Source organism: aff. Roholtiella sp. LEGE 12411, assembly GCF_015206995.1.
Classification (GTDB): domain Bacteria; phylum Cyanobacteriota; class Cyanobacteriia; order Cyanobacteriales; family Nostocaceae; genus Komarekiella.
In genome coordinates, this window is sequence record NZ_JADEXR010000040.1 from 1 (window position 1) to 26,947 (window position 26,947).

The 26,947-nt window shown below is 43.2% G+C and carries 22 protein-coding genes; 7 read left to right on the forward strand and 15 right to left on the reverse strand.

The features are described 5' to 3' along the window. Positions 1-401: 401 nt before the first annotated feature. Positions 402-1,874, reverse strand: a complete 1,473-nt coding sequence (locus IQ246_RS11600) for an aminotransferase class I/II-fold pyridoxal phosphate-dependent enzyme (protein ID WP_194003110.1) — start codon at positions 1,872-1,874, stop codon at positions 402-404. A 185-nt stretch (positions 1,875-2,059) separates the two neighbouring features. Here IQ246_RS11600 and IQ246_RS11605 point away from each other — a divergent pair, with 185 nt between their 5' ends. The 3 genes from IQ246_RS11605 to ychF all read left to right on the forward strand — a co-directional run bounded on the left by IQ246_RS11605 (position 2,060) and on the right by ychF (position 5,164). Next, entirely contained in the window at positions 2,060-3,631 is a 1,572-nt protein-coding gene (locus IQ246_RS11605; protein WP_194003112.1) for an alkaline phosphatase, read from the forward strand. 223 nt (positions 3,632-3,854) lie between these two features. Continuing rightward, positions 3,855-4,040, forward strand: a complete 186-nt coding sequence (locus tag IQ246_RS11610) for a hypothetical protein (RefSeq protein WP_194003114.1) — start codon at positions 3,855-3,857, stop codon at positions 4,038-4,040. 32 nt (positions 4,041-4,072) lie between these two features. Continuing rightward, positions 4,073-5,164, forward strand: coding sequence for a redox-regulated ATPase YchF (gene ychF, locus IQ246_RS11615; RefSeq protein WP_194003116.1), 1,092 nt, complete (start codon positions 4,073-4,075; stop codon positions 5,162-5,164). Positions 5,165-5,275: 111 nt separating this feature from the next. Here ychF and IQ246_RS11620 read toward each other — a convergent pair whose 3' ends face one another. The 4 genes from IQ246_RS11620 to hisG all read right to left on the reverse strand — a co-directional run bounded on the left by IQ246_RS11620 (position 5,276) and on the right by hisG (position 11,166). Beyond that, entirely contained in the window at positions 5,276-7,534 is a 2,259-nt protein-coding gene (locus IQ246_RS11620; protein ID WP_194003118.1) for a response regulator, read from the reverse strand. Positions 7,535-7,539: 5 nt separating this feature from the next. Next, on the reverse strand, positions 7,540-7,965 hold the full coding sequence (locus tag IQ246_RS11625) for a response regulator (protein WP_208492127.1): 426 nt from the start codon (positions 7,963-7,965) through the stop codon (positions 7,540-7,542). A gap of 17 nt (positions 7,966-7,982) precedes the next feature. Continuing rightward, positions 7,983-9,794 (reverse strand): GAF domain-containing protein, encoded by a 1,812-nt coding sequence (locus IQ246_RS11630; protein ID WP_194003122.1) that lies wholly within the window; start codon positions 9,792-9,794, stop codon positions 7,983-7,985. Positions 9,795-10,521: 727 nt separating this feature from the next. Continuing rightward, complete coding sequence (gene hisG, locus IQ246_RS11635; RefSeq protein ID WP_194003168.1) at positions 10,522-11,166, reverse strand: ATP phosphoribosyltransferase; 645 nt, start codon at positions 11,164-11,166, stop codon at positions 10,522-10,524. A gap of 135 nt (positions 11,167-11,301) precedes the next feature. Between hisG and rppA the strand changes: the two genes are divergently transcribed. Next, positions 11,302-12,000: a two-component system response regulator RppA gene (gene rppA, locus IQ246_RS11640; RefSeq protein WP_194003170.1), complete on the forward strand. Its 699-nt coding sequence runs from the start codon at positions 11,302-11,304 to the stop codon at positions 11,998-12,000. A gap of 481 nt (positions 12,001-12,481) precedes the next feature. Next, positions 12,482-12,850, forward strand: a complete 369-nt coding sequence (locus IQ246_RS11645; RefSeq protein ID WP_194003124.1) for a Uma2 family endonuclease — start codon at positions 12,482-12,484, stop codon at positions 12,848-12,850. Here IQ246_RS11645 and IQ246_RS11650 read toward each other — a convergent pair. Then, complete coding sequence (locus tag IQ246_RS11650; protein ID WP_194003126.1) at positions 12,820-13,857, reverse strand: 1-acyl-sn-glycerol-3-phosphate acyltransferase; 1,038 nt, start codon at positions 13,855-13,857, stop codon at positions 12,820-12,822. The two genes, IQ246_RS11645 and IQ246_RS11650, sit on opposite strands and share 31 nt — an antisense overlap. Before the next feature lie 228 nt (positions 13,858-14,085). On the opposite strand from IQ246_RS11650, the gene IQ246_RS11655 reads away from it, so the two are divergent. Both IQ246_RS11655 and IQ246_RS11660 read left to right on the forward strand, forming a co-directional pair. After that, positions 14,086-14,415 (forward strand): helix-turn-helix transcriptional regulator, encoded by a 330-nt coding sequence (locus IQ246_RS11655; RefSeq protein WP_339379261.1) that lies wholly within the window; start codon positions 14,086-14,088, stop codon positions 14,413-14,415. Position 14,416: 1 nt separating this feature from the next. Next, positions 14,417-18,928: a PAS domain S-box protein gene (locus IQ246_RS11660; RefSeq protein ID WP_194003128.1), complete on the forward strand. Its 4,512-nt coding sequence runs from the start codon at positions 14,417-14,419 to the stop codon at positions 18,926-18,928. Between the two features lie 248 nt (positions 18,929-19,176). Here the strand turns inward: IQ246_RS11660 and arsC are convergent, their stop codons facing one another. From arsC to IQ246_RS11705, 9 genes are all read right to left on the reverse strand, one after another. Beyond that, positions 19,177-19,572, reverse strand: a complete 396-nt coding sequence (gene arsC / locus IQ246_RS11665; RefSeq protein WP_194003130.1) for an arsenate reductase, glutathione/glutaredoxin type — start codon at positions 19,570-19,572, stop codon at positions 19,177-19,179. A gap of 39 nt (positions 19,573-19,611) precedes the next feature. Next, positions 19,612-20,280: an arsenical resistance protein ArsH gene (arsH, locus tag IQ246_RS11670; protein WP_194003174.1), complete on the reverse strand. Its 669-nt coding sequence runs from the start codon at positions 20,278-20,280 to the stop codon at positions 19,612-19,614. A gap of 90 nt (positions 20,281-20,370) precedes the next feature. Then, the gene (locus IQ246_RS11675) at positions 20,371-21,066 is read right to left on the reverse strand and encodes an MIP/aquaporin family protein (RefSeq protein WP_194003132.1); all 696 of its coding nucleotides are present in this window, start codon (positions 21,064-21,066) and stop codon (positions 20,371-20,373) included. A gap of 3 nt (positions 21,067-21,069) precedes the next feature. Next, a complete protein-coding gene (locus tag IQ246_RS11680; protein WP_194003134.1) occupies positions 21,070-22,128 on the reverse strand; it encodes a PstS family phosphate ABC transporter substrate-binding protein in 1,059 nt (352 codons plus the stop codon). A gap of 196 nt (positions 22,129-22,324) precedes the next feature. Continuing rightward, positions 22,325-22,648 (reverse strand): helix-turn-helix transcriptional regulator, encoded by a 324-nt coding sequence (locus IQ246_RS11685; protein ID WP_194003136.1) that lies wholly within the window; start codon positions 22,646-22,648, stop codon positions 22,325-22,327. Positions 22,649-23,098: 450 nt separating this feature from the next. Continuing rightward, positions 23,099-23,494: a type II toxin-antitoxin system VapC family toxin gene (locus tag IQ246_RS11690; RefSeq protein ID WP_194003138.1), complete on the reverse strand. Its 396-nt coding sequence runs from the start codon at positions 23,492-23,494 to the stop codon at positions 23,099-23,101. Further along, on the reverse strand, positions 23,491-23,775 hold the full coding sequence (locus tag IQ246_RS11695; RefSeq protein WP_194003140.1) for a hypothetical protein: 285 nt from the start codon (positions 23,773-23,775) through the stop codon (positions 23,491-23,493). The genes IQ246_RS11690 and IQ246_RS11695 overlap by 4 nt, the downstream gene beginning before the upstream one ends. A gap of 85 nt (positions 23,776-23,860) precedes the next feature. Continuing rightward, a complete protein-coding gene (locus tag IQ246_RS11700; RefSeq protein ID WP_194003142.1) occupies positions 23,861-25,093 on the reverse strand; it encodes an aspartate aminotransferase in 1,233 nt (410 codons plus the stop codon). Next, entirely contained in the window at positions 25,090-26,388 is a 1,299-nt protein-coding gene (locus IQ246_RS11705) for an iron-containing alcohol dehydrogenase family protein (RefSeq protein WP_194003143.1), read from the reverse strand. The genes IQ246_RS11700 and IQ246_RS11705 overlap by 4 nt, the downstream gene beginning before the upstream one ends. Positions 26,389-26,947: the final 559 nt, after the last annotated feature.

Sequence of the window (26,947 nt, forward strand, 5' to 3'; positions counted from 1 at the left end):
ATCTTCAAAAAATTTTAAAAGTCATTAACCTTTGTCAGACTTAGCTTGTAGCGCTATATTCTTGTTTGTTATTAGCTCTTTTTTCTCGTTTAAAATACTTTTTTTTCATAAGGGGATCGGTAGAACCCTATTTCTTGAGTATTAGTAGTAGGTGTAGTTGGATTCTTTGGAATCTGAGCCAAAGCAACTCCATTAAAAATAGTTACTATTGAAAGTACTATTGCTGGAACTAAAAGCTTTATCTTCATTTATTTTGAACCTATTAGTATTAAGTAGAAGGGTTTAATTATAGCAAAGCTTGTAGTAAGCGGCTCTAGCCCTTAAAAACCTTGTATAGAGCGATAAATCGCTCACTACGAACAAAAGTTTTATCTTAAATTTAATTACGTCTACCTACTTACTCATTCTTTCATAACCTTTAACGTGCGTAGACTAGTATCGACACAACCGCTGATAAATCCTCCCATTGTCTGGATTTGTTGCAGGTAATCAAGAACAGATTTGGTAATGATTTCTCCTGGCATTAAAACGGGAATTCCTGGAGGGTAAGGACAGACGATTTCTGCACAGATGCGATCGCTTGTCTTGGCTAAAGGTAATGTTTCACTAACAGCAAAAAAAGCTTCACGAGGAGAATAATGCCCAGAATATCCCATTCTACTTACAAGATTTTGACAGATTGGGGTTCTTAAAGTCAAGTTGTGGCGATACCCTTGGGCAAGAATAGTGAAACCTTGCACTAGTTGCTCAATATCGGCATAGGTGTTGCCCAAACTAATAATAAAAGTGAGATGTTGCAGTGATGAAAATTCAGCGGTAACACCCAATTCTTCATCTAGAATTTCATCTGCCTCAAACCCGGTTAGACCTAAATTAGAAACTGTGACAGTTAGTCGTGTTTTGTCTAAAGCTACAAAGCCAGATGAACTCATCCCCTGTTTGCAAACAAGGGGAGTAGATAATCCAATAATTTGGCTGATTCTGGTTCTAGCTTCCTCTGCAAGTTGCAAAGTGCGAGACATCAGCATGTTTCCGTGCAGTGCCATTTGCTGACGTGCTGCATCCAGGGAAGCTAAAAGTAAATAGCTAGGACTAGTTGACTGCACAAGCTGTAAAGCTTTACTGATGCGATCGCTATCTATTCTATTACCTTGCACGTGCAGCATCGATGCCTGTGTCAAAGCACCAAGTACTTTATGGATGGATTGTACAGTTAAATCAGCGCCAGCAGCTAAGGCTGGGGTGGGTAATTCTGGATGAAAAGCGAAGTGTGCGCCGTGAGCCTCATCAACTAGTAAAGGGATATTGTATTGGTGAGTAATGTGAGCGATCGCGCTCAAATCGCCACAAACACCGTAATATGTTGGGTAAATTGCGAATACAGCTTTAGCATCGGGATGTTGTTGGAGCGCAGATTGCACAGCGCTAGGCGTAATGCTGTGGGCAATATCTAAAGCTGAATCATATTCAGGATTAACAAAAATTGGCATAGCACCAGAGAGAATTAAACCCGCGATCGCAGAAGAATGCACATTTCGAGGCAGGATAATTTTATCGCCCGCGCCGCAGGTAGCGAGAATTGCCGCCTCCACTCCACAGGTAGAGCCATTGACTAAAAACCATGTTTGTGATGCGCCAAAGGCCTCAGCCGCCAGTTGTTGCGATTCCTGGATGACGCCTTGGGGTGCAAAAAGATGATCTAAATCTGCCAACTCGGTTAAATCAGCGCGAAATACAGCTTTACCCAGTAAATCAGCTAATGGTTGAGAAATGCCCTCACCTTGCTTATGTCCTGGGGTGTAAAAGGGAGCGTGGGGACGTGCTGCATTAGCTTTTAAGGCGTCTAATAAGGGTGTTTGGTTTTGATTGAGCATTAGTCTCCCACAAAAGTCAAACTTAACATTACCTTAATCCTTACTTGAGCCTGAGTTGCTATGTTCCTTTTATTTGCTTGAGCACGCTGGGGATAAGTCAAAAAAAGCCACTAAATTTTTTTGTGCTACTGGCAATTGACCCTCCTGAATGCCAACAGTATCGACATCTAAAAGTAGGGGTGAATATGGAACTGAGAAATTACGCTCATCTGTTATCCAATCGGTGCAGACGGCGGAGTTTTTTGCTGGGTGCAGGATTCTTAACCGGGTTAGCGGTAACTAGCCAAGGGCTTCCAGCATTAGCGAAATCGAGGTTTTCTGACTATCCGTTCAGTCTTGGCGTCGCCTCTGGTGATCCTTTGCCAGATGGTATTGTGTTATGGACACGACTCGCTCCCGCTCCACTGTTTGGCGGTGGAATGCCACTAAGAAATGTTGTAGTGCGGTGGCAAATTGCGCTTGACGAGAATATGAGGAAAGTGGTGCAACGAGGGAAAACGCTGGCGACTCCAGAATTAGCACACTCGGTACACGTGGATGTACGTGGGCTGGAGCCTGAATGTTGGTATTGGTACCAATTTAAAGTAGGTAATGAAGTTAGCCCCATTGGGCGAACTCGTACAGCTAGCGCATTCCATAGTTACATCAAACAACTAAACTTTGCCTTCGTTTCCTGTCAAGATTGGCAAAACGGCTACTACACAGCCTATCGGCATCTAATTGATGAAGACCTGGACTTAGTTGTGCATCTTGGTGATTATATTTACGAATATGGGCCGCAATCTGGTGGGCCACGCCAACATAACAGCCCAGAAATAGTCACCCTTACTGATTATCGCAACCGCCACGCTTTGTACAAGACTGACGTGAATCTGCAAGCTGCTCATGCAGCCTTTCCCTGGATAGTCACTTGGGATGATCATGAAGTTGACAACAACTACGCCAACTTGATACCCGAAGATGACCAAAGCCAGCAAGCATTTGTGGCGCGGCGAGCCAATGCTTACCAAGCTTACTACGAACACATGCCACTGCGTCAGTCTTCGTTGCCCAACGGAGCAAACACGCAGTTGTATCGACGGTTCACTTATGGTGATTTAGCTGAGTTCAGCGTACTAGACACGCGCCAGTATCGCACTGATCAACCCTGTGATGACGGACTCAAACCCCGTTGTGTCCAAGCCTTTGATGTAAATGCTACTATGACAGGGGCAGAGCAAGAGCAGTGGTTATTTAAGGGGTTAGACAAGTCGCGATCGTGCTGGAACGTGATTGCTCAACAGACGATGTTGGCTGAATACGATTTTAATGCCAGCCCAGACGCAGAAGTGTTCAACATGGATCAGTGGGACGGCTACGTAGCTGCACGTAATCGGCTCTTGAGTTTCCTGAACCAACGGCAACCATCCAACCCTGTGGTAATTACTGGAGACATTCATTCGAGTTGGGTACACGATCTGAAGCTTGATTTTAGTCAACCAACCTCAGCGACAGTTGGCACAGAGTTCGTAGGAACTTCGATTACTTCTGACTTTCCGTCCCCATTTATTGCCCCAGTTCAAGCTGCTTTGAGTGACAATCCTCACACCAAGTTTTTCGACGGTGCATTTCGGGGCTACGTCCGTTGCAACCTCACTCCAGAACGTTGGCAAAGTGACTATCGCGCTGTATCCAGCATTACTGATTTTAATGCCTCTATTAGCACCCTAGCTTCGTTTGTAGTTCAAAACGGTCAACCCGGCGCACATCGGACGTGACCAAATCTGAATATCCATAAGCCGAACCCCCCAGATTCCATCTGCGCTGGGTTCTAGTGCGATCGTGTAGAGACGTTGCAATGCAACGTCTCTACATTAGTTCAGATGCAATTGATAGCAATAGCGGTAAATTATTAAAGGATAGTATAGCTATTTGGGAGGATGTCAGAATTTGAGGTTGTCATCTAGCTTGGGAAAGTCGAATAATTTAATTAGACCCACCATGATTAATCCCACTGCTATTTCTATACCTGAACCACAGATCCCCACTCCTGAACCGAATCCCTTACCACGTCCCGAACCTGTACCAGGGCCAGGGATTCCTCAACCCTTACCAGAACCAGTACCTGCTCCCATTCCTCAACCGGTTCCAGGGCCAATTCCCCAAACCATACCTGAACCTGTTTGAATTATCTTTAATACTTTAATCCAAAATCCAAAATGCTAAGAGCCGGAATTGTCGGACTTCCCAACGTCGGAAAATCTACTTTATTTAATGCTGTAGTTGCTAATGCCAAAGCAGAAGCGGCTAACTTCCCTTTTTGCACGATTGAACCGAATGTCGGCGTTGTCGCAGTACCGGATGAGCGGTTAAATGTTCTCGCTCAAATTTCTGGTTCGGCACAAATTATCCCAGCGCGTGTTGAGTTTGTAGATATTGCTGGTTTGGTTAAAGGTGCAAGTCAGGGTGAGGGACTAGGTAATCAATTCCTGTCCCACATCCGGGAAGTCGATGCTATTGTCCATGTAGTGCGTTGTTTTGAAAATGACGATATTATCCATGTTGCCGGTTCTGTTGACCCAGCGCGAGATATTGAAATCATTAATATAGAATTGGGTTTATCAGATTTAGCCCAAATAGAGCGACGAATTGACCGCACTCGCAAACAAGCTCGTACTAGCAAAGATGCACAGTTTGAAGTGACAGTGATGGAAAAATTAGCTGCTGCTTTAAATGAGGGTAAATCTGTACGCCAGGTGAGCTTGAGTGAAGAAGAGGCAGAGATTATTAAAGGATTAGACTTGCTCACTTATAAACCGATTATCTATGCTGCTAATGTCTCTGAAGATGAGTTGGCAACGGGTAATGATTTTGTTGAAAAAGTTCGGCAAATTGCAACAACCGAAAATGCCCAAGTTGTGATAGTTTCTGCTCAAGTTGAAGCTGAATTAGTTGAATTACCAGAAGAAGATAAAGCCGATTTCCTGGCATCGCTGGGAGTACAAGAAGGTGGCTTGAAATCTTTAATTCGTGCTACTTACGCCCTTTTAGGTTTACGGACATATTTTACCTGTGGCCCCAAAGAAACCCGTGCTTGGACAATTCATGCGGGAATGTCTGCACCACAAGCTGCGGGTGTAATTCATACTGATTTCGAGCGAGGATTTATTCGCGCTGAAACCGTTGCTTATAAAGATTTAGTGGCGACTGGTGCAATGAATGCTGCAAAGGAAAAAGGATTAGTTCGTAGTGAAGGTAAAGAGTACGTTGTGCAGGAAGGGGATGTGTTGTTATTCCGATTTAATGTGTAGATGTAACTGATAAGTTGCCGTAACCCACACTAAGTTGCGATCGCCTGATGCCTGATGTTAGATCCATCGCAATTCACAGCGATCGCTCTTTTTTACCAAAGCAACCTGATCTCACGACATTACTTTCTGTAAAGCCAGCAATAATTCATTGACGGTGTAAGGTTTTGACAAAAATGTAGTGACACCAATACTAGCTATTGTGCTGATCTTATTACTGGACATTAGCCCTGTGGTGGCAATGATTCTGACTTGTGGGTTAATTCTTTGTAAAGTCCGAATGGCGGTTAAACCATCTAGTGATGGTAACATGATATCCATCAATACAGCACTAATTTCCTCCGTATGTTTGGCGTATAGTGCGATCGCCTCAATGCCATCATCGGCAATTATGGTCTTATAGTTGTGAGTTTCCAGAGATGTTTTAGTAACCTCTTGAATGGCGGGTTCATCATCCACAATCAGAATTAATTCTCCATGCCCTGGGGGTAGTGCTAAGCTTTTAGCGTTAAGTGTTACCATTTCCTCTGCGGCTGGTAAGTAGACCTTAAAGCAAGTGCCATTTCCTACTTCGCTATATACATTTACAAAACCTCTGTGGCTTTTGATGATCCCGATTACGGTGGAAAGTCCCAATCCCGTGCCTTTTCCCACTTCTTTTGTGGTAAAGAATGGCTCGAAAATTCTATCTAAGATTTCCGCAGGAATGCCAATTCCAGTATCGGAGACAGTAATCAATACATAAGGCCCAATTTTGGCTTCCAGATTCATGCGGACATAATTTTCATCGAAAAACACATTTTCCGCAGAGATTATTAAAGTACCCCCATTGGGCATGGCATCACGGGCATTAACGCAGAGATTCATCAGCACTTGATGCATCTGTGTGCTATCTCCAGAAACCGTCCACAAATCCTGTGGTACATCAGTAAGGATTTCAATAGATTTTGGCAGCGTCTCTTTGAGAATCTTGGCAAGTTCCATAATTAGATGTCTGGGTTGCAACGTAATATGCTTCCCTTCTACACCTCGCGCAAATGACAGAACTTGTTTGACTAAATCAGCGCCGCGTTTAGCGTTCATTTCCAGAATTTCTAACAGATGCTGAGTCCGCTCATCAGCATCGGGGAATTTTAGGGGTAGTAGTTGCGCTCCCGCGAGAATCGGCGTCAGAATATTGTTGAGGTCGTGAGCAATGCCACTAGCCAGGGTGCCGATGCTTTCCAGACGTTGAGCACGAAACAGTTGGGCTTCGAGTTGTTTTTTCTCGGTAATATCGGTATCAACTGTGAGAATTGATTTGGGACTTCCCCGCTCATCGTACACCAAGCTCCAGCGACTGGCTACAAGAACTTCTTTGTTAGTTTTGGTAAGTTTAGTTAACTCACCTTGCCACTTGCCTTTACTGATGACTTGCAATAGAGCCGTTTCCATTTCCGGTGAATGTTCGTCATACAAAAGCTCACTAGCATTTTTGCCCCAAGCCTCTGTAGCTTGCCAACCGTAAAGTGTTTCTGCACCTTTGTTCCAAAAGAGAATTTGATTGTTTAAATCTCGCACGCAAATTGCATCAGTGGTGACATCAAGTAATGCAGCTTGTTCCCGAATTTTTTCTTCAGCTAGTTTGCGATCGCTAATATCGATACTAGCGCAAGTCACTCCTACAACTTCTTTCGACTCATTCCGTAATGGCTCTACGGTCAAATCGTAATATCGAGTTCCAGTTGCAGTAGTAATAGATACTTCTTCTCGCGTACCTATGCCCGTATTCAGCACCCCATTTTTAATCGCAATCTGACGTTGAGCATCTTCAGCAGGCATGATATCCGAGTCGTGTTTGCCCAACATGTTCTCAACAGTTAACCAAGAGGAAGGGTTATAAACCCAGGTATAACGTAACTCCCTATCCTGGTGGTAGACAAAGATTGGGGAGTTTTTTAGGGCGACGCGAAATCGCTCCTCACTATGTCGCAGTGCTTCATCTGCTCGTTGACGCTCAATCGCATAACGCATGGAGCGTACTAGCAAGTCGCCAGTTACTTGCCCTTTCACCAAATAATCCTGCGCTCCCTCCTGCATGGCCCTAATTGCTAGGGTTTCATCGTCTATACCTGTCAATACGATGATCGGAGTTGCTTTCGCCTGATAATGAGTTCTAAGGAAGGTTTCCAGTCCTTGGCTATCTGGCAAAGATAAATCTAAGAGAATTACATCAAAACTTTCTTTTGCTAAATAATTGAGCGCTTCGCAAAGCCGCTCAACAGGCATTAATTCAACTCGAACTGTGCCAACTTTATTTAAGAACTCCTGCAACAAAAAGACGTCGCCAGGGTTATCTTCTACTAATAAGACTTTAATAATTTCGTCTGCCATATCCATCACTCCGGTGGCAGTTTGACGATCACAAACCAAAAATTTTCTATCGATTGTACAATTTTAGCGAATTGATCGAAGTCAACGGGCTTAGTAATGTAGCAGTTGGCAGCCAGGTTATAGGCTTTGATGATGTCTTCTTCGGCTTGGGAAGTCGTGAGAATGACCACAGGAATACGCTTGAGGTTGATATCCGATTTGATTTCTGCCAGTACCTCTCGCCCGTCTTTTTTGGGTAGGTTTAAATCGAGCAGTACAATATCTGGATGTACCGCTGTTGCGTATTTTTCCTGTTTTCGTAAAAAGGCCATTGCCTCTACCCCATCTTCGACCACATTTAGATGAATCGAGATTTTGCTATCTTCCAGAGCGATGCGAGTGAGTTGGGCATCGCCAGGATTGTCTTCTACTAACAAAACCTCTATAGGCATAATCGCTGATTTTACACTCACGATTGTTTACCTGTTTTATCTGGAATTGTGAAGTAGAAAATCGAGCCTTGACCCGGTTCCGACTCAACCCAGATAATGCCGCCGTGGCGTTCGATAATTTTTTTACAAATTGCTAGACCGATACCAGTACCCAAATACTTGGCTCTACCGTGCAAGCGCTGAAAAATTACGAAAATGCGTTCGACATACTGGGATTCTATACCAATTCCATTATCGCGCACCCAAAACAACCATTCATCTTCTGATGGGATAATATTTAAACTTTCCTTATCCGCATCTACACCCCCCTTGAGTACACCAATGTGAATTTTTGGGGGCAGATTTTGACGGAATTTGATAGCGTTGCTGATGAGGTTTTGGAAAACCTGTGTCAGTTGAGTAGCATCAGCTATCACTTCGGGTAAAAGGTCGTGGGTGATAACTGCACCACTCTCCTCAATTGCAACTTGGAGATTAGCGATCGCCTGCTTTAAAACAGCACTACAATCAACTGGTACAAAGGGCTGTCCACGGGTGCTAACCCGCGAATAGTTCAACAGATCGTTGATTAAAGTCTGCATTCGGTGTGCTCCGTCTACAGCATAGGCGATGAACTGATCGGCATTGGCATCTAGTTTGCTTTTATATCTTTGCTCTAGCAGTTGTAAATAACTAGTCACCATCCGCAACGGCTCTTGCAAGTCGTGAGAAGCCACGTATGCAAATTGTTCTAATTCGCTATTAGAACGGGCTAGTTCCTGACTGTAGCAGGTTTGTTTTGCTAACAATTGTGCTTGGGATATAGCAATGCCAATTTGGTTAGCCAACTGCTGTAATAACTCTGTCTCAAAGCTATTCCACCGCCGGGGGGTGGCACACTGATGAGCTAGCAACAAGCCCCAAATACCTTCCCTGACAAGAATCGGCACTACCAGATTAGCCCTGATAGCAAACTGTTGGAGAAATTCTCGATGGCATGGTCGAATGTAAGCGCTTTCAATGTCTTCAATCGCACTGACTCTTCCTTGGCGATATCTCTCCAGGTATTCTTCTTTAAAGCAGGAATCGAAAAGATTTTTTCCCAAAATTACCGGCCAACCAGGCAATACTGCCTCTTGTACCACTGTTCCTGAACCATCAGCCCATAGTTGAAAAATCAATACTCGGTCAGCTTGTAGTAGTTTTTGTACCTCTGTCACCGTGGTGCGGAGAATGTCCTCTATTTGTAAAGTTTCTCGAATTTTTACAGTGATTTCCGCAAATAGTTGCGATCGCCGTTCGCTCTGACGTAAGGATGTCTCCGTTTGCTCTAGTTCCTCAGCAAAACGGGATACTTTCGCTAAATTTCGCCTTAGCTCTAACTGGTTGAGCACCTGGCGACTCAGAGCCAGAAGCGCCTCCATTTGTTTTTGGCTCAGTTCTCGTGGAACTCGATCAAGCACACACAGAGTTCCTAGCATGTCTCCCTTGGCAGTAATCAAGGGCACACCTGCATAAAACCGCACATAAGGCTCGGCAATCACCACCGGATTCTTTGCCAACTTTTCGTCAGCTAATGTATCTGTAACTACTACAATGTCCCGCCGTTCTTGGCAAAGATAACATAACCCAACATTCCAGGGCATTTCTAGTACATCTAAACCCACTTTTGCCTTAAACCACTGACGATGTTCATCAATGAAATTGATCAAGGCCATAGGAGTGCCACAAATATATGCGGCTAATTGGGCAAGGCTGTCGTAGGCTTCTTCAGGTTCGGTGTCAAGAATTTGATACTGGCGGAGAGCTTCTAGTCTCACCGCATCTTCATCAGTGCGTTCAGCTTTCATTAACTTTTTTTAATAAATCAAAGTATGCTGTCTATTTAATTTTGGTAAAAAGCAGAGGAATACTTAATAGCAACCCACATTTAAAGTTTCGAGAGTTGCCTTGTGACTTTCAGACTTTTTTGTGTATGTATTCTAAAAGTTTAACGTACATTGAAACTGCGATGCCGTTTTCCTGTTGAGACTAAGAACTCAACAATTCTAGAATTTACTGATATCTATTATCTATGCGATCGCAATTACCCTGTAGTTCTACTAAATACTCAATTCGCCTGGATCCCCATAGTTCAGCTTCATTTTGAAGGTGTATCAAATAATATGGTACGGAATCCGGTTTTGGCGGTGGCGGTTTACTTACTCAGTTGACTGCTAATTCTATTCTAACCGCGACAGATTTTGTCATTCAAGGTTACTAAGTACAACATTGAATTAATTCATAGCGAATAAATTTGGCAAAATTCTACGTCCCTCTGCGTTGAAAAACTAGTATTTGGAAACCCAGAGAAGCGCAAAGGAACACAAAGGTTTAATGCAAGCCTATATTTTCGCAACCAAATGCTGAAATCATCTATTAGACATCTCCAGAAATTAAATATGCATTATCCAAAACCCTTGTAGAGACGTAGCACTGCTACGTCTCTACTGCTACGTCTCTACATTCTTTTTCACCAGGTGTCTACCAAGAGTTGAGGGTGGGGAATGCTGCGTGTTGTTCAAGAGGCACTACTAATTAAACCCGTACTAAAACCGCCTCCCGCAGTTTGCCAATCACATCGCTGAGATTACCCATATTCAGGCGATAACTCAGAGGATGAGCAATTAATCGGGCTGTGCTTTCATACAAAGTGGCAATCTCAACCAAACCATTTTCTCGCAAAGTTCGCCCTGTGGAAACCAAATCGACGATCGCCTCGGACATCCCGGTAATTGGGCCTAACTCTACTGAACCATACAGTGGTACTATTTCTACAGGTAAATCTAAACTGTGGAAATATTCACGAGCGCAATTCACATATTTAGAAGCCACTCGACCATTTGGTGGTAAATCTAAAGGCGATCGGTAAGAACTGGATGCTTTTACCGCTACTGACATACGACAATGCCCAAACTGCAAATCTACCAAATGTGCAACTTGCGGCTGTTTTTCTCGCAGCACATCGTAACCGACAATGCCCAGTTGTGCCTGACCATATTCTACATAAACTGGCACATCCTGCGCCCGTACTAGCAGCCCTTTAGCTTGTCCGCTAGCATCAGGAATTTGAAGTTGGCGAGTCCCTGAATCTAAAAAGGCACTAAAATCTAATCCCACAGATTGTAGCAACCGGATGCTATTTTTAAGTAGTTCCCCTTTTGGCAATGCAACTGTCAGCATTCTTTTTCTTAGTATCGTTGTTGGCGTTTCGGTGAGTCCAGCCCCAGTCTTGGCGGTTTCCATCACGATGGAGACTGGCGAACCCCAAGGGCGGTTCATTAATGAGAATATCTCTATATGCTTACCATAAGCAGTATGAGAATTTTATTAGTTGATGATGAAGTTGAACTAACTGACCCTCTAAGTCGCTTGTTAACTCGCGAGGGTTATACTGTGGATGCCGCTTATGATGGTACAAGTGGTAGCGAATATGCACAAGCAGGCAGTTATGACCTACTAATTTTAGATTGGATGCTACCAGGAAAAACGGGATTAGAGATTTGTCAACAATTGCGACGCCAAGGCAAAACAACTCCCGTTCTGTTTCTCACAGCCAAAGATACTCTAGATGACCGTGTAGAAGGTTTAGATGCTGGTGCGGACGACTATTTGGTGAAACCGTTTGAACTACGAGAGTTATTAGCCAGAGTTCGTGCTTTGTTGCGCCGTTCCGGTTCCCAAACTTACGACACTATCGGCGGAAGGCTAACTGTAGCGGATTTAGAACTTGATTGTGAAAATCAAGTAGCCTATCGTCAAGGACGCATCATTGAACTATCGCAAAAAGAAAGCCAGCTACTACAATACTTTATGGAACACACTGGACAACTGCTAACTCACGCTCAGATTTTGCAAAATCTGTGGCAAGATGACGAACAACCCAGTAGTAATGTGATCGCGGCATTAATTCGCCTGTTGCGCCGTAAGATTGAGGTGGGTAGAGACTCTCAATTGATTCACACGGTATACGGTAAAGGCTATCGCTTCGGGGCTTCCTCAATAGAAAATTCCTAAATTATTTTATTCGTTCTGTTTGAGTGCCCAATCTAAAACCACGAATTTGCACTATAGACTAAAATTAAACCAATCCTCTTGTCTAGAACACCGATTCAGTATTCAAGATCAGTAAACCAAAAAGTTTTTTAGAAGTGTTACCACCTGGACATTTCAGCTAAAACCAGGGATCTCACAGAACTCACAAAACAACGTTAAATTGAGGATTTCAGACGATACCCCTAGCTACCTTCAAGCGAGCGATCGCTTGATCCCTCTAAAAGCAATGGTGAATACTCCAGATTCACAATGGCTGAAACCCTTGTTTTTACGTTGGTTTTGAAAAGTTTGTGGTTTACTGAAGATAGGAGCGAGAAAAACCGATTATTTCGTAGAGACGTTGCAATGCAACGTCTCTACAGTCAACGATAATTGGTCGTTTTACCGAAAAGAAATCGGGTTTTTGCGATTACTGAATCGATGCTTTAGCGGTAGAACAAAAATGACTGTAACTACCTATAAATGGACAATTGAACGTTATCACCGAGCAATAGAAGTTGCCATTGTCAAACCTTTAGGCGAGGTCTACTTAGAATACCATCCTTACCCCGAAGACATCTTCTGGATTATCGAATTCTCTAAGGCCACCCTGAGCAAAGACTTAGGTGATAAAAAAGACATTTACGCAGAAGCAGGTATTGCTGAATATTGGGTTGTTAATCTTAAAACTGCTCAGATGCATGTATTTCGAGATTTAAAAAATGGACAATACACAACTGAACTAATACTAACCACAGGCACTATTGCTCCCCTAGCGTTTACTGATATATTCGTTCAAGTTCAGCGCTTCATCGGTTTGCCAAGTAAATAATTAAGTTGAATTTGTAATTTATCTCGTAGTTGTTGTGCTTGTCGATAAGCTGCTCCACGCCCTTTAATTGAATTAATATCCTTTTCCAAAGGTTGAATAAAGTAACGCAGACGTGTTCTCATTGCCCAAACTCCCATTGAGGGAAACAAAATTAAGATAAGCATCAAAGGCGAGAAAGGCAAGAAGGGTAATTTAAATAATCCTTGCAATTTTTTAAGGTTAACTGTCCAAGGATGTAGAGATTCACTACCAATGCAAACAACTGGGAGAATGGGAATATGATAGCGATCGCTCAGCTGAATAAAGCTGATATCAAACTTTTGCAGTTGATAGCGTTTTCTCCAACCTTTAAAAGGGCCGCGTAAACCTTCGGGTGCGTATAGGATAATTTTACTTTGGCTGTTGGCGATCGCCTCTTCAAAATCACCGATCTCTGCTCGCACAGCACCTAAAACCTGTGCCCATTTGGGTGGTAGCCACCAAATCACCCAAGGATGTTCAAATAATGGTACACCCGCTAAAGGTTGCACTATCCAACCTCGTGCTTTGCCTAATAAATAACCCAAGGTCAAAAAGTCCCAAGGAAAACACATCCCTGCATGATTCATCGCCACAATCATTGAACCTGTTTGTGGCAAGTTATCAATTTGTTGCAATTCCCCACGAAAATAATATTTAGCTATAAAACTAAGAACTTCTTCACGAAAAGCTTGTTGATACTTTGGATTAAATTCCCCTACTTCTGTTCGTGGTGAACGACAACCAAGACGCAACCAACGCATCATTACTGCTAGATAAAATCCGCCAGGAATTAAAAATAATCCATATTCTAACCAATTCCAACCATCAGGATCGACGTTATAATGCTGCCAGTGGCGGTTAAATAAAATCAACCAGCCCGGAGGATACCAGAGACACAACCAATCAAACCAGCTAAATTTATAGCCTTTATCGGAAGCTTCTTCCAGTTTAGTGTTTAGGAGTTTTTCTGAGTGTTGATTAATCACAACATTAGTGCAGATTAGGCAACATTTAGCAGTATATCTTAACTTAATAGCTTTGCCGTTGACATCTTACCCAAGAAGTAAAATTAACTACATATCTGAGAAGCTAGATATCTGGCAAAAGTTAAAAAATCAGGTATTTTTTGGCAAAAGCAGTGATATTTTGGTAAAAGCTATAAAAGCAAAGTGTCAGATAAAGCATAAACATACAGTACTTTTGTTCTCAATCAGGTGTCGCAACACTACACTCAAAATCTTCCCCAAGCTGGAGACAAATGGCGCGACACGTGTCTTATTCTTCCTACTATGGAATTAAGAAAGCCGCTCAAAATATCAGATTTAATCCGTGAACTTCGGCAGCAACTTGATCTTTCTCAGGAGAAGTTTGCAGCCAAGTTGGGGGTTTCGCTGCGAACAGTCAATCGCTGGGAGAACGGGAATACAGTGCCTTCACCAATGGCACTAAAGCTAATTGAGGAAATGTTACAGAACATGGGTGAACCAGGCAAAAAACTACTGAGGCAGTATTTACCACAAGTGGAACAGGGGGAGGACTCCTGAGATGACGCTGACAGTACCCGAAAAAATTTTGATGATACGCTCTCGGTTACTAACTCATGGTGTGATGATTCTGGCAGTCATGGCGGCGCTATTGCTGACGCCACTATTACAGCCAGTTCTTGAGCCGAGTGTATTTACATTGTTTTATGCTGCTGTGGCAGTTAGTGCCTGGTATGGCGGCATAGTACCGGGAGTGTTGGCGATCGCCTTATCTGTTGTAGTTGCTCTCTACTTTTTGATTGAGCCAGTTTACTCGTTTGAGATCATCAGCCTGAGCATCTTAGTACGATGCATTACGTTCTCACTAGTATCCCTCCTAATTACCATACTCTCCTCAGAGTTGCGAACTGCCAGACGCAAGGCAGAAAAAAACTTGAAGTTGCTGCAAAACAGCAAAATGCGATTTAGCCGACTGCTAGAATCCAACATCATTGGGGTCATTGTCACTGATATAAACGGCTCAATTATTGAAGCCAATGATGCCTTTCTGAAGATGGTTGGCTACACGCAAGAAGATTTATCCACTCACCGTATGAATTGGCGGGAGATGACTCCACCTGAGCACCTTCATTTGAGTGAGAGTTCAGTACAAGAACTCAAAACTACCGGAATATGCCAGCCCTTTGAAAAAGAATACATCCGCAAAAATGGCTCTCGCGTTCCCGTTTTGCTCGGTTCTGCCTTTGTGGGAGACTCTGAAGCAACGTTCATTGGTTTTGTTGTTGATTTGAGCGATCGGCAAGCTGCGCTACGCGAACGCAAACAAGCAGAAGCAGCACTACAGCAAGCCAATCAACAAATCACACGTACCCTAGAAACCATGAGCGATGCGTTTGTGGCGCTAGACCGTGACTGGCAGATTATCTACCAGAATGCAGAAGCAGAGCGAATTAACGGCAAACCTAGGATAGAGATCATCGGGAAGTCGCACTGGGAAGAGTGGCCTGCATCCGTAGGGACAAATATAGAGCACCAGTACCGCCGAGCAATGGCGGAACAAATTCCCCTCCATTTCGAGCATCACTACTACTTTCCACCCAAGCACAACCAGTGGTTTGAGATTCATGCCTACCCTTTTGAAGATGGTCTTAACATTTTCTTCCGCGACATTAGCAAAAACAAGTTAGCAGAACAAACCTTGCAAGAGAAGGAGGAGCGACTAAGGTTAGCTAACGAGCGTTTCGAGTTAGCTGCTGCTGCGGTCAATTGTCTGATCTATGACTGGAATATAGAACAAGATAATGTTGAAAGAACCGAGGGTTTAACCCGAATTTTGGGCTATTCTCTTACCGAAGCCCAACCAACTAGCAGTTGGTGGCGTGAGCTTGTCCATCCAGAGGATTTGCAGCGTACACAAGACGGGGCGATAGTCGCCTTGGCAAATGGCGATCGCTATGTCAATGAGTATCGAGTTCGTCACAAGGATAATCAGTATATTTATGTACTAGATCAAGGGATAGTGGTGCAACGGGACGCTAATGGACAACCCATACGCATAGTTGGCAGCACTACAGATATCAGCGAACGCAAACAAGTAGAGGAGGCACTTCAAGAACAGGAGAAAAAATACCGCTATATATTTGAAGCCACAGGCGTGTCGATTTTTGAACAAGATTTTTCTCTTGTCAAAGCAGCACTTGATGATTTGAAAACCCAAGGCGTTCAAAATTTTCGCACCTTTTTTGCCGAACATCCTGACTTCATTCAACAAGCAGTTGGCATGGTAAGAATTGTCAACGCAAACAATGCGGCTGTGCAAATGTTTGGCGCTCAAGAAAAAAATGATCTCTTGACTTCGCTGCATCAAATATTTTTACCAGAAACCCTAGAGGTATTTGTCAAAGAACTCTTGGCAATTACTGATGAACAAACCTACTTGGAGTCGGAAACAATTCTGCAAACTCTTCAAGGAGAGCGCCTCAATATTATCTTTACAATTACGTTTCCGCCGCCAGCGACCAAATTTGACAGTGTATTGGTGAGCATCATGAATATTACCGCTCACAAACAGGCAGAAGCCACAGTTAAAGATAGTGAGGAGAAGCTCAAGAGTTTTGTAGAAGCCAATGTAGTTGGGATTCTCTTTGGTGATGTAGATGGTGGCATTAGTGAAGCCAATGATGAGTTCTTGCGAATTGTCGGTTATACCCGTGAAGATCTCCAAGCCGGCAGACTATGCTGGATTGAAATGACTCCCCCAGAGTATCTTTATTTAGATGAACTAGCGATCGCCGAAGCCAAGGCTAAGGGAGCCTGTACTCCCTATGAGAAACAATACATTCGTAAGGATGGTTCCCGCATCCCGGTTGTAATTGGCTACACTCTTTTAGGAGCAGCTAGGCACAAATCAGTTGCATTCATTCTTGATATTAGCGAACAGCAAGCCGCACTACGCGATCGCCAGCAAATTGAAAAAGCGCTACGCCAGAGTGAAAAACAATTTCAAGCTTTTATGGACAACAGTCCAGCACCAGCATGGATTACAGATGCTGATGGGTGTGTACTGTATTTAAGTCAAACGTATTTGCGTACATTCGATTTATCAACAAACAAGCCAATCGGCAAAAACATCTTTGAGTTATACCCAGCCCAAATCGCTCAACCGTTCTTCGATAACATCAGAAAAGTCGCCGAAACCAATCAAGTCGTAGAGGCGATCAAGTCTGCTCCCCGCACAGATGGCACAATTGGTGAATTTTTGGTGTATCAGTTTCCAATTGCCGATGCGTCTGAGCATCAACTAGTAGGAGGAGTTGCAATTGATATCACCGAACGGGAACGCGCCCTTCGTGAACGTCAGCTTGCAGAGCAAGCCTTGCAAGAGCGCAGTGAACGTCTCAAACTTCTTTCGGAAACAGCCAGTGATTTGCTTTCAACCGAACGTCCGTTGGATCTAATGAACAGCTTGTTCAGCAAACTCTCGGCGCAGATGGATTTGGATTTTTACTTCCACTATCTCATCGATACGCACGAGAATAAGCAGAGACTTCGCTTAGTATCTTGGAGTGGCATCACTGATGAAGTATTTCAAGAAATTGAATACCTGGAATTTAATGAAAGGATGTGTGGAGTCGTGGCAGAGGAACGACGTCAAATGGTCGTTAACGATGTACTGCACTCTACCCATCCAAGAGCACATATTCTCTGCTCTTTAAAGATTACAGCATACGCAGGTCAACCGTTAATTGCTCAAGGCAAACTGCTGGGCGTACTTTCCTTTGCCAGCCTCTCCCGCACTCATTTTACCCCAGAGGAGATTGCTCTGATGCAAGCCACCTCAGATCAGGTAGCGATCGCTTTGGAACGCGCTGAACTCATGGCTTCGTTACAGCGGCGCAAAGAGCAATTGATTCAAGCGAATCGCATCAAAGATGAATTTTTGGCAGTTCTCTCTCACGAACTTCGCACACCACTCAACCCGATCCTGGGGTGGTCGAAGTTACTGCGAACTAAAAAGTATGATCAAGCAACCACTGATCGCGCTCTCGAAACCATTGAGCGTAATGCCAAGCTCCAAACCCAACTAATCGAAGATTTGCTAGATGTCTCTCGCATTCTGCAAGGCAAACTCAGCCTGAATGTTAGTCCAGTAAATCTGACATCTATGATCGCCGCAGCCATAGAAACCGTACGTCTAGCCGCTGAAGCCAAATCGATTCACCTTCAAACTGTATTTGAACCAAACATCGCAAAGGTGGCGGGCGATTCAAATCGTTTACAGCAAGTCGTCTGGAATCTGGTTTCTAACGCGATTAAATTTACACCCCAAGGTGGACAGGTAGAAATTAGTTTAGCGTCCTCTGGTTCTCAGGCTCAGCTACAAGTTCGTGATACAGGTAAGGGAATTAGCCTTGAATTTTTACCCTATGTATTTGACTACTTCCGACAAGCCGACGGCGCAACTACCAGGAAATTCGGGGGATTGGGGTTAGGATTAGCTATTGTTCGTCACATCGTAGAACTGCATGGCGGCACAGTCAAAGCAGAAAGTTTAGGCGAGGAACAGGGCGCAACTTTTACAGTCCTGCTACCGCTGATGAAAGTTGATTCAAAAAGCCATGAAATTGATCGACAACCTGATGATTCTCCGCATCTAAATGGGCTGAAAGTTCTGCTTGTGGATGATGAAGATGATACGCGAGATTTGATTGCTTTTATTTTAAAGCAGTCTGGTGCAGAGGTAATTCAGGTGGCGTCGGCAATGGAAGCACTACGAGTTATACCCCAGTTCCAGCCACATCTGCTGTTAAGCGATATTGGAATGCCAGAAGTAGACGGCTATATGCTGATGCGTCAAATCAGAGCCATGCTACCAGAGCAAGGAGGGCAAATTCCAGCGATCGCTCTAACTGCTTACGCTGGTGAAGTTGATTACCAACAGGCGATCGCCGCTGGATTTCAGCAGCATATTACTAAACCAGTAGAGCCAGCTAAGTTAATTCGCGCGATCGCTAACCTGATTGATGGTCATAGCAACCTGCAAACCAGCTTACAGCAAGTTTTACACGAATAGACTATAATTCATACCTCTAATAAACTTTGCAATGCGATCGTATCGACTGACAAAAATTAACTCATACCGATTCAATTAATGATTGCAACAAATATTTTGGTAGTAGAGACGTTGCAATGCAACGTCTCTACGTCATTTATCTGTCACATTCTTTTTTTTAAATTGGTATCACCTTATTCTCGTTTCTATGCTCAGCATGGGAATGAATTAAAGAGGGCTGCCGCCTGACGTTACAATAAAAGCAGCAGCTAACCAAGAGACTCAATTAACTTGACAACTCGTTCCTTAACTTCATCACGAACCCGGCGAAAAGTTTCAATTGATTGCCCTTCTGGATCATCAAGTTGCCAATCTTCAAATACATCTCTTAACACCCAAGCTTCTGGTAAATTTACCCCACAACCGCATAAAGAAATCACTGCATCGTAATCTTCGGGCTTGAAATCACTTAAAGGTTTCGATGTTTGATTGCTGATATCAATGCCAATTTCCGACATAATATCAACCGACTTGGGGTCTACATGACTGGATTCCAACCCAGAACTACTAACAGCAATTTTACCTGCTCCTAAAGTACGAGCAAAACCCTCTGCCATTTGGGAACGTCTGGAATTTTTCTTGCAAACAAACATTACTCGTTTCATGATATTTTTAGTTGTTGATCATTTGATAATAGAAAACTTTTATGAACTTTTATTTGCATTAACTTCCAGCGCGCTATTCGCTACCTTGATAGCTTCCTGCGCTGCTTTTTCCTTACGCTCGCTATGGCGGTCTGTTAGATAGTCAACCTGGTCACGCAACAGCAGGGTAAACTTATAGAGTTCTTCCATCACATCGATGACGCGATCGCGGTAAGCTGAATCTTTCATAGTTCCATCTTCGTTAAACTCTTGGTAAGCTTTCGCCACCGAAGATTGATTGGGAATCGTAAACATCCGCATCCAACGCCCCAAAATTCGCAGCGTATTCACAGCATTAAAAGATTGAGAACCACCACTTACTTGCATGATTGCTAAAGTTTTACCTTGAGTTGGTCTAACTGCTCCTAAACTTAAAGGAATCCAATCAATTTGGTTTTTGAGAATGCCAGTAATATTGCCGTGCATCTCAGGAGTAGACCACACTTGACCCTCAGACCATATACTCAATTCGCGTAATTCCTGTACCTGATGATGAGTCTCCGGCACACTACCATAAATAGGTAATTCCAGAGGATTAAAAAACCGGACTTCTGCACCAAATCCCTCCATAATTCTTGCAGCTTCTTCTGCTAACAAGCGGCTATAGGAACGCTCTCGTAAAGAGCCATATAAAAACAATATTCTTGGTGGATGATCAAAAGGAGTCATGGAAATCATTAATCATTTCTAAATCACGTAATTCTTCTTTGTTGAAATCAGACTTCGTATTCATTCGTTGGTGACAAATGACAGCTTTCTTTATTCATTGAAATCTCGAAAACCATTAGAAAGTTGCCCATAAACTATGACTGCTAATTGCGCTCCTAAAATTGGTGCAACCCAATAAACCCAGTGATGCTGCCAAATTCCTCCCACAAGAGCAGGGCCCAATGAACGCGCCGGATTCATACTTGCACCAGTAATTGGCCCCATAAACGCCGCCTCCATTCCCACAGTTAACCCGATCGCCAACCCAGCAAAACCGATGTGTGCGCGGCGATCAAGTCCAGAACCAAAAATGATCAACATCAAAATGAAGGTGAGAACAAACTCTAACAGCAAAGATTGCAACCAATTGTCATTCAGTGGTAAGGTAGCCCCCAAATTGGCAACTCGTCCCAAACTAATTAGCAGAAAAGCTGAAGCTGCGATCGCACCTACTGATTGTGCCAAAATATACGGCAAAACTCGCTGTTTAGGGAAAAAACCACTTGTCCAAAATGCTAATGTCACCGCGGGGTTGAAGTGTGCGCCGCTAATATGCCCGATTCCGTAAATCAACGCCGCAACGACTGCACCAAAAACAAAGCTGATACCAATATGGGTAACAGCACCTTGGCTGAGGTCATTTACCATGACTGCGCCAGTACCTGCAAAAACCAAAATAAAAGTGCCAATTCCTTCCGCTAAAGCCTCCCGTCTGCATTGGGAAACTTCCTTTAAAAATGACTTCATTATCTAAAACTTCGCTTGTTTTCGTAATAACTCCCCAAGCGTCAGATTTAGCTGAGCTTCACCATCAAAAACTGTTCCCACCTTTCCATCATAAAAGTGAACATTATTCAGGTGGTAGCCTTCAGATGGTAAGGGTACATAACCTACGGAGGTTACTATCTTTGGTGCTTCCTCAATGTAGAAATTTATAAAGTCTTTCACTACCGGTTTCTTTTGTGCAGACTCAAAATTAGCGTAGATAAACAAAGGTCGAGACAGTGGCTGATACTGGACTTTTTCCACTGTTTGACGTGATGGCAACACTGCCCCTTTGCCGTTGTCTACAGCAACAGCTTTTAATTTACCTTGGTTTTCTTCGTAATAAGCGTAGCCAAAATAACCTAAAGCATTTGGGTCTTTGCTAATCCCTTTTACTAAAACCTCATCATCCTCGCTAGCTGTATAATCGTTGCGACCAGCTCTAACTTTTCCTACTATTGCTTCTGTGAAATAGTCAAAAGTACCAGATTTCTTACCTGCACCGTACAAAGAAAGTGGACGATCTGGCCAAGACGCACGTACCTGGTTCCAACGGGTGATTTTCCCTTCAGCAGTAGGTTCCCAAATCTTTTTCAATTCTGCGATGGTGATATCTTTTGCCCAGTCGTTTTGTAGATTAACGGCGATGGTAAGCGCATCAAAGGCAATGGGGAACTCGTAATACCTTACGCCATTTTTGTTACAAGCTTCCATCTCTGCTTTCAAAATCGGTCGAGAGGCATTGCTAATATCTGTTTCTCCAGTACAGAATTTTTCAAATCCTCCACTAGTTCCAGAAAAGTTAACTTGAACTTGGGCGTTATTCCTGGGGTCGGCTTGAAACTCTTTCGCGATCGCCTGCGTTATCGGATAAACTGTGCTCGAACCATCAATCTTGATCGTCCTTGCCTTCGTGGAATCACTAACTTGTGTGACATTTGGCGATTGCTGAGTTTGAGTAGATGAATTGGATGTGCTTGTGCAACTTGTCGCAAAAGCCAAAATTCCAACTGCGAGAGCCAATTTTCTTGCTACTGCTTTCATTGACCTCACCTGTATAGCTGATATCAAAGGTATATTTATATCATTTCAAAAAAAATTGATATGTCAATAAGTATGCCGCTACTATACACAAAAATTCATCAATAAAACTTGATGCATTATCTTTACCAAGGTCATTAACCATGATTGCACCAATATTTGCAAACACCGCAGAGGTATCCCCAAGTGGGAGTATTAACTAATCGCAGCGAGAAAGTGCGGGCGTAGCCACACTACTATGGTGAAAATTTGCTAAATATTCTTCTAAAACCCTAAATTGGGAAATATTCAAGCTGTAATAAATCCAGCGCCCTTCCTGACGGGTGTGAACTAAGCCAGCTTCCTTAAGAGTTTTCAAGTGAAAAGACAGTTTCGACTGACTTACTCCCAAGGCTTCACACAAGTCACATACACACAGTTCTTGCTGTCTTAGCAGTTCTAGCACACTAATCCTGAGTGGTTCGGAAAGAGCATGAAATCCCACAGCAATTAAATGAGGGATAGTAGTAACGGAAGTTTGCATGAATTCAATTTCGTCGATAAAAGGATGCTCTCTCTATTCTGAAGTAGAAAATACAGATTCAGAGATTGTAGCGTGGGCATTGCTGTTTATGCTTCTAGGACTTACGCATTGACAGAAAATACCAAACATGGGATATGAATTTCAGCCATTAGAGATTGGTTTTTCGACGCTTTTGAAGCGATCGCCAACCATCAAAGGGTAGTTATAAAAAGCCTGAAACAACCAAATTTAGTTAATACACATGATGGTCTATTTGTACAGTGCGTAAGTCCTAGCTTCTATGGATTTACCAATTTTTGAGAGCAACGCCTACACTGTAAAATTAGCGGTTCACGCACTTACAGCAGTTGGCATTTTCATGAATCATAAGTAGAGACCGTAGATGTAAAGTCTCTACAGGGTTTCGGGTTTTATTATGTGTACTTCATTTACCTAAAATGTGCTGTCATCTCAGGGGAGAATTCTTTTTACATTAGAATAAGCAAGTATTTTTTCATCTACACTCACCAAAGGAACATCATACATTCTTGCTGTTGAAACGATAATTCTATCGGCTGGATCTTTATGAAAATTACCTGGAAGTGAGTATGAATCAATGGCAATTTGGGGAGTGATTGATAGAAGAAGTACTCCTTCTTGTGCAAAAGCAATATTAAACCATTCTTGAATCGAACAGGGAAGAATTAACTTATTTTGGGTAACTAGTCTGCTAATCTCTAACAAACTTATAGAGCAAACACCTAAACCATGAGGTCTTTCCCTATTTATTGCTTCATGGTGGGGAGACGTCAATTTTGAATCATTGTGATTCCACCAAACCCAAATATGAGTATCAAGAATGATCACAAATCATTCACTTCAAAATTCTGATTCATTTCCCAATCATCAGGAGAAATAACGGGTTCACTAGGATCTGCCAAATAAGCATAGGGTTGCATTCTTACAAGAGGATTAACGGCAAATTTGCCTTGATTCTCAGAAGAATACCTAATTTGCCCAAATTTTTCTTCAATACTTTCCCTCAAAATAGAAGAAGCTAGTTCTTCAACAGACATTTCTTTTAAAGCAGCAGCTTTAATTAGAGATTCTTGAGTTTCTTGACTGATGTAAATATTCGTACCAATCATTTTTAACTCTTTCTACTTTTTTACATGATATCAAACATGAGCAGCCAAAATTTTAGTCATGTAATGTTGGGTTTTCTGACTCTATTCAACTAACGAGATCGGCGATCGCTTCGGAATTAGAAACTGTGGTTTCCGGCTGATAGCGGATACCAGCTTGCTTAAAGCGATGTAAAGCTTCACCCAAGCGATCGCAGTCTGCAATCAAACTTATCCGCACATACCCCTCACCTGCAACTCCAAAGGCGTTTCCTGGAGTGACGACAACACCAGTTTGCTGCAATACATCGAGAGCAAAATCTGTTGAACCCATACCAACAGGACACTTCACCCAAAGATACATCGTCGCCTTAGTTTTAGGAATATCCCAACCCAACTGTCCTAATCCTTGAATCAGAAAATCGCGGCGGGTACGATAGCGTTGCTGTACCTCATGCAAATAGACATCTGGTAATTGTAAGGCGGTTTCTGCTGCTGTTTGCAAAGCGGCAAAAATGCCATAATCCAAGTTGGTTTTGAGAGTTCGCAAACCTTGAATTACATGGCGGTTCCCCACCACAAATCCTACACGCCAACCAGCCATATTATAGGTTTTAGATAAGGTGTGAAATTCCACACCAATTTCTTTGGCGCCGGGAATTTCTAGCAAGCTAGTTGGCTGATAACCATCAAAAGCTAACTCGGCATAACACAAATCATGCACCAGCAGAATTTCATACTTGCGGGCAAAGGCGACGATTTCTTCAAAAAATTCGCGGGGTGCAGTGGCAGCAGTGGGATTGCTGGGATAGTTGAAATAGAGAATTTTGGCTTGTCTTGCAACCTCGTCAGGAATGGCAGCTAAATCAATTAACCAGTCATTCTCTGGTTTGAGAATCAGGCTATGGATTTTACCACCAGCAATTATTGGGCCGCGAAAATGTGCTGGATAAGCGGGAGAAGGAACCAGAACGACATCACCAGGATTGATGTAGGCGATCGCCAAATGGGTTAATCCTTCTTTAGAACCCAATAGGGGCAAAGCTTCGCTATCGGGATCGAGAATCACACCATAGCGGCGATGATACCAGTTAGTGATGGCACGACGGAAACTAGCAGTGCCTTCAAAAGGAGGATAACCGTGATTAGCGGGATCTCTCAAAGCCGCGATCGCTGCTTCTACCACTGGTTGTGGCGTTGCGCCGTCGGGGTTTCCCATGCCCAAATCAATTAAATCTAGCCCTTGTTCCCGTGCCTTAGCCTTGAGTTCATCTAGACGGGCAAACACGTAAGGTGGCAATGTCTGTATGCGTTCTGCTGGGACTATCCAATTCAAACTCATTCCTCAACCTCATCACTCTTTCCTCTTGTCGAGACTCGACTATTAATCGAGTCTCTGCTTTCTATTGGTGCAGTGGTGGAAACCATTGCAGCCATCAATTGTTCCAGTGCGACTTTAAATGGTAGTCGATGGATGTCAGAATTAGGAGATAGGGCAATTTCAGTCGACCGTTGCAACTCGCCTAATGTGATATTGCCCAATCCCAAATCGCTTAATTTTTGCGGCAGTCCAATTTCTGTATAGAACTTTAATAACTGTTGCCGCGCCGAGCCTGCTAGTTGATTGCCTTGTAGCATTTCTTCCAACCGCAATTGCACCAAGATCCCAAAAGCAACTTTTTCACCGTGAATACTGCCATGTCCCGAAATATGAGTTAAACCATTATGCACAGCATGGGCAGCAACGGTGCGACACTGCGCCCCTCCTAGTCCCCCAACTACCCCAGCGAGTAAAACGGTGGCGTCTACAACTTCTCGCCAAACTTCGCTACCAGGTTCTTTGAGGGCGGCGACTGATTTTTGCAAGAGGATATCTCGCAAAACCCTTGCTTGTTGGACTGCGGCAATGATTAAGGTGTCTTGCAAGTGTCCGCTGCTAACTGAAGCTTCGTACCACTTGGCGATCGCATCACCAATTCCAGCTACTAGGGTGCGTTGTGGTGCAGTTTGAATCAAGTCGTAGTCAAGTATCAGTAAATCGGGACATCGAGACAATGTAACATCGTAAAGAAACGCTCCTGTTTCCGAATAAACATTTGACAAAGCGCTCCACGCGGCACAGGTAGCAGCTGAGGTAGGAATTGTCACTACTGGTAACTGCAACTGCTGCGCGACTAATTTAGCTGTATCTAGTGCTTTACCGCCACCAACACCGATAATTACATCAGCTTTATGTTCTGTTGCGGCTTTCTGTAAAGATTTCAGACTAGCTTCGCAACAATCCACACCATAAGAGGCTTGAGCAATATCTAACTGATGTTCTTCTAAACTTTCTCGCCAACTCTTTTGGCTGTTGTCAAGAGTACGTAAATGTCCAGCAGTAAGTGGATCGCAGTCTTCTCTACCAGAGGCTCCGCCAACACCAAGGCGGTTTCCGTCAATTGCGAACCCCCGAAGGACTAGCCGTGATATATCACCTGTCACAACTAAGGGACGATTTCCCAAAAGGGCGATCTCTTTTGCAGCTGCTTGCAGCACATTGCAACCGCGGATTACCTTGGCTGGGGAAACTGTGAGCGTAAATAACGAACTAGAAGTTTGAGTAGGGGGCATTTTAGTAGAAGATTGATTAGGCATATAACTAGTTTGGCAAAAACTTGATATTTCTTAATCAAATTAAATTTACAGTTAGGGATTTTTGTTGCCACGCTGATTCCAGGATGGCTACTAGCTTGCACCTAACTCAACTAGGTTTTAGTTGTCGATGAAATATACAAAGGCTCTTGCTGACTGGTTGAGCCGTTTAATAAGTGGCTTGAATCTAGGATTGTCATTCGCCTTAAATTCCGAACTATCAATATCAAAGTTTTGAATAACCGTATAATTAATTAACATTACCACTCTCAGATTCCTAAGAAAAGTTATCGAGAATTGCTAATTAGGTGTTATGCGTTAGAAGTAAGCTCATTCATTACTGTACAAATGCATCCTGATGTGGATTAACTAAAATAGGTTGTTTCAGGCTTTTCTTAATTATCCTGCGATCGCAAATAGACCATGCTGTGCCCTTACGAAAGATATGGTTTCTCAGCTTAAATCATGTTTTGTATTTTTTGTCAATGCATAATTCATATTTTAATCGAAAAATATTAATTATTGTATTATAAATTACAAAAAATTATATCATCCTGGTAAA

Bases quoted from the DNA above. Each gene is read 5' to 3' on its own strand.
- IQ246_RS11600 (WP_194003110.1), bottom strand. From the start codon at position 1,874: ATGCTCAATCAAAACCAAACACCCTTATTAGACGCCTTAAAAGCTAAT.
- IQ246_RS11605 (WP_194003112.1), top strand. From the start codon at position 2,060: ATGGAACTGAGAAATTACGCTCATCTGTTATCCAATCGGTGCAGACGG.
- IQ246_RS11610 (WP_194003114.1), top strand. From the start codon at position 3,855: ATGATTAATCCCACTGCTATTTCTATACCTGAACCACAGATCCCCACT.
- ychF (WP_194003116.1), top strand. From the start codon at position 4,073: ATGCTAAGAGCCGGAATTGTCGGACTTCCCAACGTCGGAAAATCTACT.
- IQ246_RS11620 (WP_194003118.1), bottom strand. From the start codon at position 7,534: ATGGCAGACGAAATTATTAAAGTCTTATTAGTAGAAGATAACCCTGGC.
- IQ246_RS11625 (WP_208492127.1), bottom strand. From the start codon at position 7,965: ATGCCTATAGAGGTTTTGTTAGTAGAAGACAATCCTGGCGATGCCCAA.
- IQ246_RS11630 (WP_194003122.1), bottom strand. From the start codon at position 9,794: ATGAAAGCTGAACGCACTGATGAAGATGCGGTGAGACTAGAAGCTCTC.
- hisG (WP_194003168.1), bottom strand. From the start codon at position 11,166: ATGCTGACAGTTGCATTGCCAAAAGGGGAACTACTTAAAAATAGCATC.
- rppA (WP_194003170.1), top strand. From the start codon at position 11,302: ATGAGAATTTTATTAGTTGATGATGAAGTTGAACTAACTGACCCTCTA.
- IQ246_RS11645 (WP_194003124.1), top strand. From the start codon at position 12,482: ATGACTGTAACTACCTATAAATGGACAATTGAACGTTATCACCGAGCA.
- IQ246_RS11660 (WP_194003128.1), top strand. From the start codon at position 14,417: ATGACGCTGACAGTACCCGAAAAAATTTTGATGATACGCTCTCGGTTA.
- arsC (WP_194003130.1), bottom strand. From the start codon at position 19,572: ATGAAACGAGTAATGTTTGTTTGCAAGAAAAATTCCAGACGTTCCCAA.
- arsH (WP_194003174.1), bottom strand. From the start codon at position 20,280: ATGACTCCTTTTGATCATCCACCAAGAATATTGTTTTTATATGGCTCT.
- IQ246_RS11675 (WP_194003132.1), bottom strand. From the start codon at position 21,066: ATGAAGTCATTTTTAAAGGAAGTTTCCCAATGCAGACGGGAGGCTTTA.
- IQ246_RS11680 (WP_194003134.1), bottom strand. From the start codon at position 22,128: ATGAAAGCAGTAGCAAGAAAATTGGCTCTCGCAGTTGGAATTTTGGCT.
- IQ246_RS11685 (WP_194003136.1), bottom strand. From the start codon at position 22,648: ATGCAAACTTCCGTTACTACTATCCCTCATTTAATTGCTGTGGGATTT.
- IQ246_RS11695 (WP_194003140.1), bottom strand. From the start codon at position 23,775: ATGATTGGTACGAATATTTACATCAGTCAAGAAACTCAAGAATCTCTA.
- IQ246_RS11700 (WP_194003142.1), bottom strand. From the start codon at position 25,093: ATGAGTTTGAATTGGATAGTCCCAGCAGAACGCATACAGACATTGCCA.
- IQ246_RS11705 (WP_194003143.1), bottom strand. From the start codon at position 26,388: ATGCCTAATCAATCTTCTACTAAAATGCCCCCTACTCAAACTTCTAGT.